Origin of the sequence: Staphylothermus marinus F1 (assembly GCF_000015945.1) — an archaeon.
GTDB classification, from domain to species: Archaea; Thermoproteota; Thermoprotei_A; order Sulfolobales; family Desulfurococcaceae; genus Staphylothermus; species Staphylothermus marinus.
In genome coordinates this window covers 95,926-112,138 of sequence record NC_009033.1, presented here as the reverse complement: position 1 = coordinate 112,138, position 16,213 = coordinate 95,926, and the positions used below count along the sequence as shown (strand labels likewise).

Annotated in this window: 15 protein-coding genes; 8 read left to right on the top strand and 7 right to left on the bottom strand. The window is 34.6% G+C overall.

Translation table 11 applies throughout. From position 1 onward, the window contains the following. Nucleotides 1-27 precede the first annotated feature (27 nt). Genes SMAR_RS00555 through SMAR_RS00540 form a run of 4 tightly spaced genes read right to left on the bottom strand, consistent with a single transcriptional unit; the run spans nucleotide 28 to nucleotide 4,665 of the window. Nucleotides 28-1,146 carry an ABC transporter ATP-binding protein gene (locus SMAR_RS00555; RefSeq protein WP_011838415.1) on the bottom strand — a complete coding sequence of 373 codons (1,119 nt, stop codon included), beginning with the start codon at nucleotides 1,144-1,146 and terminating at the stop codon, nucleotides 28-30. A 4-nt stretch (nucleotides 1,147-1,150) separates the two neighbouring features. Next, the gene (locus SMAR_RS00550; RefSeq protein ID WP_011838414.1) at nucleotides 1,151-2,026 is read right to left on the bottom strand and encodes a carbohydrate ABC transporter permease; all 876 of its coding nucleotides are present in this window, start codon (nucleotides 2,024-2,026) and stop codon (nucleotides 1,151-1,153) included. Further along, entirely contained in the window at nucleotides 2,026-3,003 is a 978-nt protein-coding gene (locus tag SMAR_RS00545) for a carbohydrate ABC transporter permease (protein ID WP_011838413.1), read from the bottom strand. Before SMAR_RS00545 ends, SMAR_RS00550 begins: the two co-directional genes overlap by 1 nt. 12 nt (nucleotides 3,004-3,015) lie before the next feature. Further along, nucleotides 3,016-4,665: an ABC transporter substrate-binding protein gene (locus tag SMAR_RS00540; protein WP_011838412.1), complete on the bottom strand. Its 1,650-nt coding sequence runs from the start codon at nucleotides 4,663-4,665 to the stop codon at nucleotides 3,016-3,018. A gap of 543 nt (nucleotides 4,666-5,208) precedes the next feature. Between SMAR_RS00540 and lysS the strand changes: the two genes are divergently transcribed. Then, nucleotides 5,209-6,834 carry a lysine--tRNA ligase gene (gene lysS / locus SMAR_RS00535; RefSeq protein ID WP_011838411.1) on the top strand — a complete coding sequence of 542 codons (1,626 nt, stop codon included), beginning with the start codon at nucleotides 5,209-5,211 and terminating at the stop codon, nucleotides 6,832-6,834. 209 nt (nucleotides 6,835-7,043) lie between these two features. On the opposite strand, the gene SMAR_RS00530 is transcribed toward lysS, so the two are convergent. After that, nucleotides 7,044-7,331, bottom strand: coding sequence for a hypothetical protein (locus tag SMAR_RS00530; protein ID WP_011838410.1), 288 nt, complete (start codon nucleotides 7,329-7,331; stop codon nucleotides 7,044-7,046). Nucleotides 7,332-7,479: 148 nt separating this feature from the next. Between SMAR_RS00530 and SMAR_RS00525 the strand changes: the two genes are divergently transcribed. Continuing rightward, on the top strand, nucleotides 7,480-7,995 hold the full coding sequence (locus tag SMAR_RS00525; RefSeq protein WP_011838409.1) for a nitroreductase family protein: 516 nt from the start codon (nucleotides 7,480-7,482) through the stop codon (nucleotides 7,993-7,995). Nucleotides 7,996-8,016: 21 nt separating this feature from the next. Here the strand turns inward: SMAR_RS00525 and SMAR_RS00520 are convergent, their stop codons facing one another. Further along, a complete protein-coding gene (locus tag SMAR_RS00520) occupies nucleotides 8,017-8,640 on the bottom strand; it encodes a DUF1028 domain-containing protein (RefSeq protein ID WP_011838408.1) in 624 nt (207 codons plus the stop codon). A gap of 430 nt (nucleotides 8,641-9,070) precedes the next feature. Between SMAR_RS00520 and SMAR_RS00515 the strand changes: the two genes are divergently transcribed. Genes SMAR_RS00515 through SMAR_RS00505 form a run of 3 tightly spaced genes read left to right on the top strand, consistent with a single transcriptional unit; the run spans nucleotide 9,071 to nucleotide 10,886 of the window. Then, nucleotides 9,071-9,631, top strand: coding sequence for a hypothetical protein (locus SMAR_RS00515; protein ID WP_011838407.1), 561 nt, complete (start codon nucleotides 9,071-9,073; stop codon nucleotides 9,629-9,631). After that, complete coding sequence (locus SMAR_RS00510) at nucleotides 9,600-10,430, top strand: class II glutamine amidotransferase (RefSeq protein WP_011838406.1); 831 nt, start codon at nucleotides 9,600-9,602, stop codon at nucleotides 10,428-10,430. Before SMAR_RS00515 ends, SMAR_RS00510 begins: the two co-directional genes overlap by 32 nt. A 33-nt stretch (nucleotides 10,431-10,463) precedes the next feature. Beyond that, nucleotides 10,464-10,886, top strand: coding sequence for a hypothetical protein (locus SMAR_RS00505; RefSeq protein WP_011838405.1), 423 nt, complete (start codon nucleotides 10,464-10,466; stop codon nucleotides 10,884-10,886). A 22-nt stretch (nucleotides 10,887-10,908) separates the two neighbouring features. Here SMAR_RS00505 and SMAR_RS00500 read toward each other — a convergent pair whose 3' ends face one another. Beyond that, nucleotides 10,909-12,078: a pyridoxal phosphate-dependent aminotransferase gene (locus SMAR_RS00500; RefSeq protein WP_011838404.1), complete on the bottom strand. Its 1,170-nt coding sequence runs from the start codon at nucleotides 12,076-12,078 to the stop codon at nucleotides 10,909-10,911. Between the two features lie 233 nt (nucleotides 12,079-12,311). On the opposite strand from SMAR_RS00500, the gene SMAR_RS00495 reads away from it, so the two are divergent. The 3 genes from SMAR_RS00495 (at nucleotide 12,312) to SMAR_RS00485 (ending at nucleotide 16,095) form a co-directional block, all read left to right on the top strand. Further along, a complete protein-coding gene (locus SMAR_RS00495; protein ID WP_011838403.1) occupies nucleotides 12,312-13,325 on the top strand; it encodes a hypothetical protein in 1,014 nt (337 codons plus the stop codon). 74 nt (nucleotides 13,326-13,399) lie between these two features. Next, nucleotides 13,400-14,701: a TrpB-like pyridoxal phosphate-dependent enzyme gene (locus SMAR_RS00490; RefSeq protein WP_011838402.1), complete on the top strand. Its 1,302-nt coding sequence runs from the start codon at nucleotides 13,400-13,402 to the stop codon at nucleotides 14,699-14,701. Between the two features lie 275 nt (nucleotides 14,702-14,976). Continuing rightward, nucleotides 14,977-16,095 (top strand): glycoside hydrolase family 130 protein, encoded by a 1,119-nt coding sequence (locus tag SMAR_RS00485; RefSeq protein WP_011838401.1) that lies wholly within the window; start codon nucleotides 14,977-14,979, stop codon nucleotides 16,093-16,095. Nucleotides 16,096-16,213: the final 118 nt, after the last annotated feature.

The window sequence follows — 16,213 nt, the reverse complement described above, 5'->3', positions numbered from 1 at the left end:
CTTATAAGAAATAATTACTTATTCTAGTTACTTTTCCCTAGTAATAAATAGTTTTTCCAAAGCATAACCTGTTTTAGGATCGAATAAGACTATTCTTTCTGGTGCTGGGCAGATGGAAATAATTTGGTCGGGATAAAGGATTAATGTTCTACCTGTTATAATTTTGACTAGCTGATCCGCTATCTCAGCAACAACTATGTTCTCTCTACCCATTGGTTCTACAGCATATATACGTGCGGATAAACATATTGTATCTATTGTTTTAGGAGAAATATTTGTGTCCTCTGGTCTGAAACCTATAATTACTTTTTTCAATCCTAGTTTTCGAAGTATTTCTTTATATTGTGGTGGAGCATGTATTTTGTTTCCATGGACTACCAAGTATACTTCATTATTTAAATACTCCACCTCTGCATCGAGGAAGTTCATGGGTGGATTTCCAAGGAATCCTCCTACGAATAATGAGGCCGGCTTATTATATATTTCTTCAGGCGTTCCTACTTGGACTATTTTTCCCTCATTGATCAGGGCTATTCGATCAGCCATGGCAAGGGCTTCAGCTTGATCATGGGTTACATAAATAGTTGTTATACCTAGGCTTTTTTGAAGTCTTTTAAGTTCTGCTCTAACACTAATTCTAAGTATAGCGTCGAGATTGCTCAACGGTTCATCAAGCAATAGTACATCTGGTTCCTTAACTAGTGCTCTAGCAATAGCTACTCTCTGTTGTTGTCCACCGCTAAGCTGCCATGGGTAACGGTCCAATAACTTCTCTATTTTCAACATTTTAGCTACTTCTAAAACCTTCCGCCTTATCTCGTTTTCAGGCATTTTCTTTAATCTTAGGGGAAAAGATATGTTATCATATACCTTCATATGTGGATACAGTGCCCAGTTCTGAAAAACTAGTCCCACATTTCTATCTTTGGGAGGTAAATTTGTTACATCTCTATCATCGAAGAATATTTTCCCGTTAGTAGGCTTATATATTCCGGCGATCAAGTAGAGAGTAGTGGATTTACCGCTACCACTCGGTCCTAGTAATGCTAAGAATTCACCATGCTTAATAGTTAATGTAATATCTTTTACTCCAACAACTTTATTCCTAAATATCTTAGTAACCCTTTCCAGTCTAACCTCTACCATATAATCACCCCTTGATCCCTGAGACACTTATTGTAAATATGAGTTTCTGTGCAAAGATGAAGAAGAGTATTGTTGGAAGCAAATATAGTGTGCCAGCTGCAGCAACTAATGGTAAATAAGCATATTCAGCATACGTGTTTGCTTCAATAAATTTGGCGAGAGTAATATCTACTAGAAATGTTCTAACATATATAAGATCCATCCACCCTGCTAGGAAGCCAAACAACATAACAGCTGCTAATCCAGGCTTAATCATTGGCAATAATATTTTCCACCAAACCTTAAAACGCGAAGCACCATCAACAATCGCGGACCATTCAATCTCCCATGGAATCATATCAAAGAAGCCTTTCATAAGCCATGTAGCCATGGGGATCTCCACTGCGGCTCTAGCAACTATGACATAGAAGAAACTATAAATACTGACAAGCTCTAATGGGGGGATAAATAATCTATAAATAAAGTAAACTCCAACAACTAATACACTACCCGGAAAAGCATGTAAGAGTATAAGTAAGGCTAGTATATGTTTTCTACCTGGAAAATTCATTCTTGAAATAGCGTATCCATTAAGCGAACCTAGTATTGTAACTAAGAAACTAATACCTAGAGCAACAATTAATGTATTTAATACTATTCTCCAAATATTTACGTGAATACCTGCAAAGGCAGCTGTTCTACCTTGGAACAACAATATCCAGTTAATTAGAGTTGGGTGGAAACTATTTGGGTCAAGATTTGTAAACATTGTCTTACTAAAACTAGAGAGAACCAATAATAGATAACCTGTGATCAAGGGTATAGAGGCAAGTATTATAGCTAGAAGTATTAGTATCTCACTGCTCCTCTTCCTAATTTCAACATCTCTCATACCGGGCATTATATGTCACCTCTCGGAGGCTTGATCATTTTCTCAAAGCCCATCAGCTTCAATGTTATAATGCCTAGGATAGAAGAAACAATTACTAGAACAACTCCCGCTGCAGCAGCTAATCCCTGATCCTGTATGCCTGTTAGAAAAGCTGTATTGTAAACATATAGGCTCCATGTTGTTCCATAATCTCTGTTTACGAGCCCCCATTTAACTAGTAAGAATAGGTGATCATATGTTGTTAAAAGACTGAGGAGTTGCCAAGTTGTAACATATATGATGTGCCATTTAAGCAATGGTATAAGTATTTTACGTGTAATATCCCAATTAGATGCTCCATCAACTCTTGCTGCTATCACTAATTCTTTAGGAATATTGCTGATAGCCGATGTAAAAACGATCATTCCATAACTAACTCCTACTAAACCATTTACAAATATTATGATAGCCCATGCCCCCCATGGCAGTATTTGTTGTCCAAGATCAATGGGTTTATCGATGATTCCAAGTCTTAATAATATACCGTTAAGTGTGCCTATACTGCTGGGATGAAAGAAATAGTACCATATCAAACTATATACAGCTACAGGAGTCATACGCGGTAACAACCATAACAATTGTGAGATGCCTGCAGCTCTCTCATTTATAAAAAATGTACCGATAGCAAGTGCTAATCCTCCGAGTACATTTACTATTAGAGTTATTGATACAAATACTATTGTTGTAAGCATAACTGCTTTAACAGAAGGATCATGCATTAATAAGTAAAATAAACGATAATAGTTTTTAAAACCAATAAATTCCCCAGCATATTTATCTATGTTCCAGTTTCTTAAAGGAGTAAAACTCATATAAACAGATATAATGATGGGGATAATGAAGAAAACTATTACTAGAAATAGTGCAGGAGCCAAAAACTTTGATGCATCACTTCTTAAGAAACCTCTAAGATTTGAAAAAAAGTATTTGAGTTTAAATCTTTTCATATACTCACCTCTTTATGGAAAACTCCATCCTGTAGGTATTTCGCCGATTATTTCTGTATTGTCTTTAAGGTCTGGATCGGCATTGATCTTTTGTACTAGATAGTTTACAGCGTCCTCGGGGCTCATTTGTCCTCTTAATACTTTATCGATTGCATCAGCGAAGTAATCGGCTAGTTTCGGATACTGTGGATGCATTGGGGTAAATGTTGTGTATTCTAACATGTATGTCACATTCTTTAGGAACTCAATGTTTATTGAATTAGCTGTTTTCTCAACGATCGATTTGATCTCGTTTCTAACTTTATCTGACAATATAAACGATAATGATTTCAAGTTGTCTATCCATTGTTTATTGCCGAGAAGATCTGCTGCCTCCTTTGTTACAGGTAGGTGTGAGGACATTATGCTGTGGAGGGCAATTATGTCTGGATCACTAGCTTTAACCACTAGTAGGAATGCTAGTTTATGATATATATCTTTTAATCTATCATAGTCGGGGTTTTGATAACCTGCTTTACTATTAATCATCCATGCAAAAGGCTGGCTGAGAGTTACCGGTTTCTTTCCTGGTTCTCCCGCAGGGAATAATGTATAGTAGAAGAACTTCTTAACCTCTTCAGCGGTGAGTGGTCTTAGTTCACCTGTGTTTGGATCTGTGTAATAGGATTTTGTTTGCCATTCTGTCCAATGCCATACGCCTCCTATGAATGCGAAGGTTTTACCATCAACCACTGTTGGATGTATTTGTTTGCCCCAATCCCAACTCATCATATCGCTTGGTAATAATCCTGCATCAACAAATGCTTTTTCTGTTGCAAACCACTTATATACTGCTTCCTTGTCCAACACTAGTTTCCCTGTATTTTCATCGTATAGTTTTCCTCCATAAGCATATATGAATTGTATTAGGTCTGGATGTGCTGACCCCTTTCTATGAATAAGTCCCCATTCAGCGCATCCCTTATCTTTTGCTTGTTTAGCTAAATTATATAGATCCTTCCATGTGAATTCTCCGTTTTTCACTTTCTCGGCTAGTCCTGAAAGATCTATGCCGGCACATGTTGCTACGTCTTTTCTAATATATATTGGTCTAGCCTCTGTATCTTGTGGTATACCATAGATTCTACCCTTATATTTCATCACAGTTATCAATGATTGATAGAAGTTATTTAGGAAACTTGTGTATTTATTTAAGTAATCTGTAAGATCCAATACATAGCCTTCATCTGCTAAGCTAGCTATGTAGACATATCCATTAGCCATTATATCGGGTGCTTGTCCTAGGCCCCACTTACTTAGATAGTCTTGGTATACAGAATTGGGATTACTAGCATAATATGTTGATACTTCTATTTTAACATTTATACCATGGTCACTCCATATCTTATTAATCCTCTCCGCCGCCTCCACTATACCATATATTCTCATTACACTATTGGGGTCTCCACCGCTCCATACCGTATACTTAACAGTATTTACTCCATTATCCTGTAATGCCTTACCAATGTTTATTATATCCGTCTCTAAATTACCAGTTAACTCTACAGTTACTGGAGCACCGCCTCCACCTGTCTGCATCCACACAGCTATACCAGCAACAACAGCGACGATAATAATTATAGTTATAATGATTGCTTGAAGCCTAGTCAAAGCATTAGCCATATACATCACCCGGGATAGGTTCTTTAAAGATACAATAGTAAATTATTTGAGTAGATGAATTGAGAGGGAGAGAGTAGATATACTGTTTCCTAATAAATTATATTATTAAATAGATAATTAAATTTTAACCTTGTAAACTATTTCTTATCATATCAGAAAGAATAAAACATACTCGACAAGTGCTGGAAGTTCATTATTATTTTCCTAATTTGTAATATAAAATAATAAATGAAACAATATTGAATTAAGCTAATTAAATATTGGTGAAAATAACTGATCAAATCAGGGACAAAATCTCTAAAACTACAAATATTACATACATCTACTACTTATTACTCAGATCCTAATTAAAGCATAAATATCAGGATATCAATAAAGTTTTCGAAAAATAGTATAATGATGAATAAATAGAAAATTGATAAAATTAGAACTACTCATTATAGATTAGTTTAAATAATATATCAATGGAGATTTCGTCTTTCACAATAATATATATAACCTCACAGTAGAAAATACATAATCAAAACTAGTGGTGAAGCTGAATTGCCACGTCACTGGATCGATGAACTAGCTGACAATCTCTATGAGAAGCTCTTAAAGAGAAAAAAAGAAGTCTACATATTTAATGGTGGATTAAGCGTTTCAGGATTACAACATGTTGGACGTTTAAGAGGCGAAATAATCATTCCAGAAGTTTTACGTAGAATATTATCAAAGAAAGGATTGAAAATTAAACAATACATAACACTTTATACACAAGATGCTTGGAAAGGTAAGAAAGCCCAGTTAAGCGCTTTTCCAAATCATAAAGAGGCAGAAAAATATAAGGGTTGGCCATTGATCAATGTACCAGACCCCCATGGTTGTCATAAAAACTGGGTTGAACATTACTGGGAAGATTTCGGTCCTTACCTTGAAGAATTCACAGATGGTAAGATAGAAGTTGTTACAACAACGGATCTATATCGTGGAAAACTCCTCGAGTTTGCTTTGAAAACTCTTGAGATTAGAGAAAAGGTTAGGAAAACAATAAACAAGTATCGTGGCAGAAAACCTTACCCTGAAAACTGGATACCTTTCGAATCAATATGTGGTAAATGTGGAAGAATAGATTCTACTGAAGCATTGGAAATTATTGATCATGATAAGGTTAGGTATAGGTGTAGAAACTGTGGATACATAGGAGTAACTGATCTAAGCAATGGAAAGCTTAACTGGAGAATAGAATGGGTAGGAGTATGGTGGAGTTTAGGAGTAGATTTTGAGCCCTACGGTAAAGACCATGCTACGCCGGGAGGTAGCCGTGATAGCTGTGTAGATCTTGCAGTTAATGTTTATGGAATAGAACCACCTGAGGGAATACCTTATGAATGGGTTGCTATGCGCACAAAAGATAAGAAAATACTAGACATGACGAGCAGTGGATTCATAGGATTTACACCTAGAGAATGGTTAGAAGTAGCGCATCCACATATTTATAGATTCATAGTTCTTAGAACTCCTCCGATGAAAAAAATTATTGTAAGCTTATACGAGATACCACACTATTATAGCCAGTACTATAAAGCCGAGAGAATCTATTATGGATTAGAGAAAGCTAAGAACGAAGAAGAGGAAGTTTTACTGAAAAGAAGCTATGAATTAAGCTATCCTAAAGGAGAACCCCCGAAATCTCCTCCAGAACAAGTATCCTATACACATCTAGCAATTTTATCACAGATACTACCACGAGAACTATGGAGAACTGAGGGCATAAAAAGACTAATCAATACAAAGATCATTCCAGAGAATCCATCCCAGTATGGATTACAGAGAATACTTGAAACACTCGAAAAAGCCAATACATGGGTAGAAAAATACGCTCCCGAAAACATGAAGTTCCAATTACTACCGGAACCAAAACCTGAAATAGTAAAGACTATACCAGAAAAACACAGAATTATTCTTAGAAAAATGAAAGAACTCCTAGAACAAATAGATGAATGGAACGATGAAAACATAAAGAATGCAATGATCGCTGCAACTAAAGATCTAACAATGAACGAGAGAAAGATGCTATATGAAAACTTCTATAAGTTAATAATAGGAAAAACAAGTGGGCCAAGAGCAGCACCACTACTAGCTCTTCTAGGCAAGGAAAATAGCTTAAAATATTTCAAATATGTCTAGCATGTATTTTTTAATGTTAATTTTAATCATTGGATTATATAATATAAATGAGTACGATCAATAATTTGAATAGTATTCGTTATTAAATCTAGGTAAACCATGATAAACTACGCATCCAATTATCTAGCATCGACAATTATTCATAATTTAGAACTTTGAACTTTCAATATTTATATATTATTATGTATAAAATTCACTTTACGACCACATTAACTAAACCTATATGAAAACGATTTTGTCCTCAATTTCTCAAATAACTTATCCAAATCAATGTTCTCAACACTCATTTCTCTTATCCAGTAATACTCTGTTACCCGGCTTTCCTTGATAATTTTTAACGGGTCAAATTTGTTGTCAATAATGACGTAAACATAGTAGCCCATAATATGAACCCCTATTACACCATTTATTCCCAAAAAGTATCGTTTAGCAGGCGCTATACAGCTACCGCATCCTTTGCCTTCAAGTCTAAGCCTTAATACTTTAGCAATCCTCAATATCGAGACACCCACATAGTAAGCATATCAGAGAATACTCATAATAATTAATTTACTGACACTAATATATTATAATCCAAACGGAATCTTCAAAGTGTTTAAATATATAGGAATACGGTTTAGGAAATAATAGACATGGTGATTGAACATGAGCTGCAATCAAGAAGAACTTATTAATTTTCTTAAAACTAGGAGGAGCATTAGAAAGTTCAAGTCTGAAAAGATCCCTGATGAGATTCTCTTAAAGATTTTAGATACAGCCCGTTATTCTCCTAGCGCCCATAATAGTCAACCATGGAAATTCGTAATCATAGATGATAGACAAATACTTGATAGATTATCAAAGATTCATGGCGGAGCTAAGCCATTAAGATTTGCTCCTCAGGCGATTGTTGTGCTAGTTAATAGAAAAGATGATCCTGATTCCTATTTTCTTGACGGCGCTAATGCTACAATTTATATCCAGCTTGCAGCACATGCTTTTGGTATAGGCTCCGTATGGATTCAAACTATGAGAAATATAGATGAAATACAAGAGATACTTAATGCGCCTAAAGACTATGTTCCAGTTGCAATATTAGCTATAGGTTATCCTGATGAAAAACCTGTGCTAAGGCCTAGAAAACCTCTTGAAGAAATAGTGTGTAGAAATATGTTCTGTTAAGCAAAGTTTTATCGTACAAAGCTAAGCATTCTTCAAGTACAACATATAAAGTTTTGCCAAGTCCTTGACAGGATCATGTGAGTAATCAATTCTTAAATCAATTAATTTATCATATAATATTCCATAATCGGTTTTACCAACAACAAGTATCGCCGCTGATCTATCCCCTCTCTTGTCTCCTCCAATACTGTGTCCTTTTTCCAGTGCATGTAATAAAGCACTTGATACTCCTTGATCTAAGTTATCTAAAAACGTTGTGCACATCTCATATGGTATATTTTTTGAAACAACGAGGTTAGCTATGGATACACAGTTTCTTGTTCCATATCCACTGTAATTTTCCGGAATATTTTTACCATTATAGAAAGAATAGGAACCATTCCATGAGAGCACAGCTACCTGCCTATATTCACGGCCTAGATCATTCTCCAACGCCTTCATTAAAGCATCTTCAACACCGTAACCTTTCTCCAATAAACCTAGAATGATTGGGCCAAGTGAAGGATTAGTATATGCTTGTGTAGCAACACCCCCAACAAGATATTTAGCCCATGGCACACGAGATCCTACTGCAATACTGCCGGATACAACTCCTACACCTAAAACATTGTTTTTAGGATCAAATCCAACTAAACTATATGTCAATCTTGATCACCGATAATGCTTCCACGAAGTTTAATAAACAGATCAGAGGTAATAAAAGGATAAGGTAAAGAGTAAACACCATTAAACCTGGTTCTATATAGATCATTTTTGCTCCATTGCTCTTATCCAAAAAACATACAAACATATGATTTTACAGTATGTTTTCAGAAAACAGCAACGATCTACAGACTAATAATTTTTTTCTCGCTATCATAGATATAGCGGGTTTAATCGATTAGTGGATGGCCTATTGATTATTATTCGCATAGATATACTGTTTAGGATTTCAAGCACTCAATCAAGCTTGTTCGAATCTTTCTGCATCTATTCAGTTCTATACTGTATATTCTCGTTAGAAGGGTGGGGAAAGATTTATTACTTGTAATACATGTAATACATATATGACTAGTATTACAGGTGAGGATTTATAATGAGTTCCCAAGAAAAGAAAACATATACTATTCGAGGCTTAGACCCCGAACTATATAAAACATTTAGTGAAACAGCCAAAAAACTAGGGCTAAGTGTAGGAGAATTTATGAATGAAGCTATGCGAGCACTATTGACCACTATATCCTTTACCGGCGAAGTAGGACAGAAAATAGGAAAAGAAGCATCTAAACTCCTAAGCGAATTCATTAAATCATCAAGAAAATCACTGAAAGAAGCCGTAGAATCTGTTAAAAATACAATAGTTATTTCCGGAATAGAAGAACTAGACATATCAAGAAACGATCTTGAAGATATCGATAAACAAGTTGTACTTGTTAACATTAAAAAGCTATATATTAGCGATGATGTCGATTGGAAACTTTTAGATGAGAAAATAAAGAGTATAAAGATGGTTAATGAAATAAGCATTCCAAACCACATTCCCAAACTATTATTTGCGAAAAAATGCTTTATGGTTAAAAGAATAATAGTTAGAAGTGAGAAGAGAGAAGAGGTAAGCTCTCAGAATGTGTCGAATAGCATTAGTGATGAGCAGTAGAAAAGATGTTATTAATGATATGATAAATTCTTTTATTCAAGCTAGCCAATACGATCCATATAAGGTTAAGATCAGTAAGTCGGGGAATCCAAGACACCCTCACGGTTGGGGATATGTTTTCTTCAAATATAATGGTGAATACACCAACCAGTTCCATTATAGGAGTATAAAACCCGTCTACGAAGATCATAGTGGAGTTGAACTACTCAAAACAATATCGAGCAATGAACACTATAAGATCCTATTATTACATTCAAGAGCCGCATCACAGGGAGAAGTAAACCTTTTCAACACGCATCCATTCTTCTATGGTGGAAAAAAATATCAGTACTGGATGGTTCATAATGGCACAATGAAAATAGATCAACTCATGAATAGATTAGGTACAATGGCACAGAATATATCCGATTCATATCTTTTGGGAGAACTGATATATGAATTAATAGATTCTCCGACTGAAGAAAACATTATAGAAGCTCTGAGAGAAGCAAAGAAATATACTAAGTCAGCTATGAATACAATAAATATTTTCTACACAAATGATCAAAGACTAATAGTTGCTATTACATCATATATTGCTAAGCATCGCTTAAAGAATAAAAAATATATTGATTACTATAAGCTTAACTATATAGCTTCGAATAGGGAAGTATTCCTAGGTTCTTCGACAATATTTTACTACCTAGAAAAGAATAAGTCTTCAATAATGTTACATAATAATATGGTTGATTTAATCAACAAAGGTGTAATTATAAATATTGCTGATCACAAGATCAAGATAGAAAAGTTTGATATATGAGGAACAAAAACTAGATAATAGCATGGTGGTTCATTGCCGAAAATAATCCAAAATATCGATAAGATTATCTATTATCTCCGCTTAGCACTCGGAAAGATCGAAGTTGCTAGGAATGCTTATGAAAAACATAAACAAACCCGTGGACTTGACATGTTAACAATTGTATCTGCACTCCATGGTGTTCCTATTAACCATGCTATCCTGGCCGAGATATATATTTCATCGTCTAATAAAGAAATTGAAAAATCCATTAAACTCTTAACAAAACTTGAAAAGAATCTTCTAAAGAACCATCAAGCCCTACATGTTCGATATAGGAGGGATTTATTGGAAATAATGAATTTAATGCAACTAGCCAGAAATACTTCATCTATAGAGGAAAAACATGAGATCATATTGCAAGCTATAAGTGAGTTATCAGAATTTAGAAAAGTTTTGGAACAATACAATATCTGATTATTTAACGGTTAAAAAAAGATTATATCATACCTTTATTTCTAAGAAAATCTTCTATTCGATCAAGTGCTTCATTTAATTTCTCATATTTTACTGCATAACTTATACGTATATATTGATCATATTCTTTGCCAAAGGCTATGCCGGGGACAACTGCAACTTTTGCTTCTCTTAATAATTTCTCGCTAAACATCATACTTTTCAAGCCAGTATTTCTAATGTTTGGGAAAATATAGAAGGCACCTTTAGGTTTAAACGCTGATAATCCTATTTCATTTATTCTTTTCCATACAAGATCTCTTCTACGCTGGTATTCTCGACGCATATTCTCCACTGCATCCCAGCTTCTTTTATCTCTTAATGCTTTAGCTACTGCATATTGTATAAATGTTACAGGACATGTTACTGTATACATATGTAGCTTGACCATTTTCTCGATAACCCAGCTAGGCGCTACGGCAAATCCTATTCTCCAACCAGTCATAGCGAATGTTTTTGAGAAACCATTAACTGTTATTGTTCTCTCAAATAATCCATTCAGTGATGCTATGCTTATATGTTTAAATCCATCATATACGATATACTCGTATACCTCATCACTTATGATCATCAAGTCGTGTTCTACAGCGAAATCAGCTATTTCCTCTAGATCCTTTCTCGTATACACTGTTCCCGTGGGGTTGTTTGGCGTATTAATTATTAATGCTCTCGTCTTCTCCGATACATAATTCTTAAGATCCTCGTTTCTAGGCTTGAATTCTTCCTCCTCCCGCGTTGGAACCATCACTGGTTTTCCACCAGCTAATATAACGGCTGGAGCATAAGACACAAAAACTGGTTCCGGTATTAGAACTTCTTCTCCCTCACGTAGAAACGTTGCTAAACCCATAAGTATGGGCATATTAGCTCCTACAGTTATAATGATCTCCTTCTCAGGATCTATATCAATATTATTGTCCCTCCGAAGCTTCTCAGCTATTGCTTCACGAAGCATATATAAACCAATATTTGGACCATAATGTGTATACCCCTTATCTAATCCCTCCTTAGCATACTCCTTAATATGCTGTGGTGTATCAAAGTCTGGTTCACCTATACTTAGAGATATAATATCTTTCATTGAAGAAGCAAGGTCGAAGAATCTCCTAATCAGAGATGGAGGAATACTATCTAGTTTTTCCGATAAAGCCATATAGAACACCATATGGATTCTGCAATAATTGTTTATTGCAATATCACAATAATAAAATTGCTATAATACTATTCTCTAAGAAAAACTTAAAGAAAGCAAAATAGGTAAATGAAGCACATTACTACTTCCTTAATATATTTTTCCCTAAACAAACATGCACTCATATAGTAATAGAATCTTATCTCTGTTTTCGAAGATAGACCTATATTGAAAGTTGAGGTTGCGTGTTCTGTATGAGCGAGTTTAGAATAGCATATAAGAGAAAGAGAAAGGAAATAGGTGGAAAAGCCCTGATTTATTTTCCCATAATAATAGTTTTTTCAGCTATTTTCTTAATGGTCATGGCAATGTTTGAATATATAACTTATTTAATTCCATTAATAGCTGTTCCAATAATTGGTTTGGGAGCTAAAGAATTAGAGACTAACATAGGAAGGAGAAGAGTCAGGAAAATAATGGAGAGAGTTATGAAAACTATAGAACTAGTTAATCAAGACCATATTAAATTGAACAAGACTGTAAAGCATTCTCTCGGATACATTGTTATAGAGGAAAAAAGCATAAGATCATCTGGAAGCAATCACAGAAATATATATAGAAAATTTGAAGTGATAAAAACAGGTAAGTCTAACGAGATACTTTTGAATCGTAACTTTTTAAATAAATATACTATCATGGTTGACAAACTAGGTAATGGTTATGTTAAGTTACCGGCAATTCTCTTTCAAGACAAATCTATACATAACGGTTTATTAGTACTCGTTCCAAATAGTACTTTATTTAAACCTTTCGAAAACACCTTCAAGATTAAACTCGTTTCTGGCGACGAACTATATTTATATACAAAGATTAACCGTGATGTTTTAAATGGCAAATTAATATATACTACGAGACATAAAAGTTTAGCGGCAAAATTGATCCTTACAGGAAAAATTGAGAATACAAAATTATTTGATAAGTTAACTGTAGAAAAGACTATTTATAATGCCACTGTAACCGGCATACATAATTTTACTATAAGACTTAATATATCAGAACCCTTAGCGATAATATCACATATTGAAGAGATTACACTTCGCGACATAGTAGGTCCTATTACTAGATATGATAGAAGCTATAATGGTACAATTATTTATGGTTTTGCAGAAGGGAAATATATGTTAAGATTAGAGCTGAGCCTGCCTTTTGAACCAGATAAGAGTGTAGAAGAAACAATAAATCTTGATAGAGTAGTTTTTAGTTCATAACTAGCTAATACCATAACTTTTTTATTCTCTCCCTTGAAATTATTAATGCTCTGAGGTGATTTTATGCAGCGCCAATGGTAGATGAACATATTAGGTCTTCTCAAACACCCGATATTCTACCAAGTTATTGGTATAATATCTTGCCTGATCTGCCAGAACCCATTCCTCCAATGAGGCTCGGCACAGGTGAAATAGTAAAGCCGGAAATGTTAGAGAAACTCTTTACTCATACAGTAGTTAAGCAAGAGTTTAGTATGGAAAGATATATAAGTATACCCAGTGATCTTCGAAAAACATACCTAGAAATTGGTAGACCAACACCACTACTTAGAGCAAAGCGTTTAGAAGAGTATTTGAATACTCCTGCTAGAATCTATTATAAATATGAAGGAGTAACCCCTACTGGTAGCCACAAAGTCAATACTGCACTAGCCCAAGCATATTATGCATCTAGAGAAGGAATCGATAGGTTAACCACTGAGACTGGTGCGGGGCAATGGGGTTCAGCACTTAGTCTTGCGGGATCAATGTTTGGACTAAAAATAACTGTATACATGGTTAGAATAAGCTATTTACAGAAACCATACCGTAAAACAGTAATGGAGCTATATGGTGCAGAAATATATCCCAGTCCCAGCGATAAAACAGAGATTGGTAGAAAAATATTATTGGAAAATCCTGATCATCCTGGAAGTTTAGGAATAGCGATAAGCGAGGCAATATGGGATGCGATACATAGTGAAAACACAAAATATTCTCTCGGATCAGTTCTGAACCATGTCCTACTACACCAAACAGTAATTGGGCTGGAAGCAAAGAAGCAACTTGAAGAAATAGGCGTTTACCCTGATATAGTAATAGGATGTGTTGGTGGAGGAAGCAATTTTGCAGGAATATCTTATCCATTTATAAGAGATAAATTAAAAGAATCCAGTAATATTAGGTTCATAGCTGTTGAGCCGGAAGCAGCTCCATCTATGACTAAGGGAGAATACCGTTACGATTTTGGAGACTCAGCAGGTTTAACTCCTCTAATCAAAATGTACACTCTCGGATACAAGTATATACCGCCACCTATACATGCTGGAGGACTGAGATATCACGGATTAGCACCATCACTAAGCATATTGGTGAAGCACGGAATAGTTGAACCTAGAGCGTATACGCAGAAACAAATATTCGAAGCTGGCAAATTATTTGCTAGAACGGAGGGTATAATTCCCGCACCCGAATCAGCACATGCAGTAAAAGCCGTTATTGATGAAGCAATAAAAGCCCGTGAAGAAAACAAAGAAAAAATAATATTGTTCAATCTAAGTGGCCATGGATTGCTAGATTTAAAGGGTTATCGTGATTTCTTGGACGGAAAAATATAACTATAATCAAACCGATACATTAGGGGATCTTTTTTATTCTACCTATTTTTCATACTGTCCATCTAGCTAGAAATTATTGTTTTTCACATATTTTTATAAATACTGAAAAAATATTAACCCCTATACAATTACTTGTTTGGAGATATATTGATGCTCGGAGGATATTTGCGAATTAGTGGGAGAAATATATGTCTTTATACATATTGATAGAACCATACATTTTATATACTCTCCTACAATCTATACATGTAATGAATAATGTTTGGTAGTTTAAAATGACTTTAGTTGATTCAATTCAAATATTCCGGGAAGCAATTGGATTAAATGATGTTATTACTAAAAGAGTATTTGAGACTAGAGATATTGTTAAACGATTAACTGTCATTTCTAAAAAACACATATCAATATCAAAAATTCCAAGCGAGGAGGCAACTGCGGTCTTCAATCCTGGAATAGCAGTTTTTAACAACTATGTATATCTTTATCCAAGAGTTATTCTGGGATATTTTCTTTATGTATCCGCAATAGCAGAGGTAAAGATACCAATTGTTGATATTTTGGAAAACGATGTCGATGGTAAGAAATACAAAGCCAAAATTGTGATAGTTCCTGATAATAGATACGATATTTGGGGCGCTGAGGATCCTCGAATATATGTTTTAGACAATAAATTGGCGATGACATATACAGGTAGAACAAAATATTATTTTAACAATGGAGTAAAAATAAATAAAACATTCCCCGTCACAGCTTTTAGAGAAGAATTACCCAGCAAAACAGGAGACGGCAAATACTGGCATAAGAAATATGTTCATATCCCCGAAGAATACATTAGAAATAGATTAATAAGTGATAAAGACGCTTTCATGTATCGTTCAAGAATCAATAATGAATTGTATCTATTTCATAGGCCACACCTAATCGAAGATTTATTTTATACATTAATTAGCAAAATCAAATTCACAGATAAAAATGTAAATGGTATTAAAGAAACAATTTATAATGATAGTATCATAGTCTTTAAAGCATCAAGTTTTGAGAAAAAGATTGGTTGGTCTACACCTCCTATACAATTGAATGATCGTGAATTAATTGTTTTTCTACATGGAGTAGACAATGATATTGAAACATATCGATTATTTGCTGCTCACATAGAATTCGATAAAGAAGATATTATTGTAAAAGCTGTAACTCCAACGTATATTATGGCTCCCAAAGAAGACTATGAAAAATTCGGTGATAGACCCCAAACTATTTTCCCCTGTGGATTATGGCCTCTTAATAGAGAAGAATACTTGATAAGCTACGGTGCCGGCGACTACTTCTCGGGGATAGGTTTGATAAACATAAATGAGTTACTGGGAGAACTTGATAAGGGAAGAATATATGAGTAACTAAATTCTTGTATGAGGCAATTTCTATGTAAAATATATTGTTTAGGTTCCTCAATTAATAATATGTTGGAAAATATTTTCGATAATATAATCATATCAACGAATATGCTAAGGGGTT

Excerpts from the sequence above, each read along its gene's own strand:
- SMAR_RS00555 (WP_011838415.1), bottom strand. The coding sequence starts at position 1,146 with ATGGTAGAGGTTAGACTGGAAAGGGTTACTAAGATATTTAGGAATAAA.
- SMAR_RS00550 (WP_011838414.1), bottom strand. The coding sequence starts at position 2,026 with ATGCCCGGTATGAGAGATGTTGAAATTAGGAAGAGGAGCAGTGAGATA.
- SMAR_RS00545 (WP_011838413.1), bottom strand. The coding sequence starts at position 3,003 with ATGAAAAGATTTAAACTCAAATACTTTTTTTCAAATCTTAGAGGTTTC.
- SMAR_RS00540 (WP_011838412.1), bottom strand. The coding sequence starts at position 4,665 with ATGGCTAATGCTTTGACTAGGCTTCAAGCAATCATTATAACTATAATT.
- SMAR_RS00525 (WP_011838409.1), top strand. The coding sequence starts at position 7,480 with ATGAGCTGCAATCAAGAAGAACTTATTAATTTTCTTAAAACTAGGAGG.
- SMAR_RS00515 (WP_011838407.1), top strand. The coding sequence starts at position 9,071 with ATGAGTTCCCAAGAAAAGAAAACATATACTATTCGAGGCTTAGACCCC.
- SMAR_RS00510 (WP_011838406.1), top strand. The coding sequence starts at position 9,600 with ATGTGTCGAATAGCATTAGTGATGAGCAGTAGAAAAGATGTTATTAAT.
- SMAR_RS00500 (WP_011838404.1), bottom strand. The coding sequence starts at position 12,078 with ATGGCTTTATCGGAAAAACTAGATAGTATTCCTCCATCTCTGATTAGG.
- SMAR_RS00495 (WP_011838403.1), top strand. The coding sequence starts at position 12,312 with ATGAGCGAGTTTAGAATAGCATATAAGAGAAAGAGAAAGGAAATAGGT.
- SMAR_RS00490 (WP_011838402.1), top strand. The coding sequence starts at position 13,400 with ATGGTAGATGAACATATTAGGTCTTCTCAAACACCCGATATTCTACCA.
- SMAR_RS00485 (WP_011838401.1), top strand. The coding sequence starts at position 14,977 with ATGACTTTAGTTGATTCAATTCAAATATTCCGGGAAGCAATTGGATTA.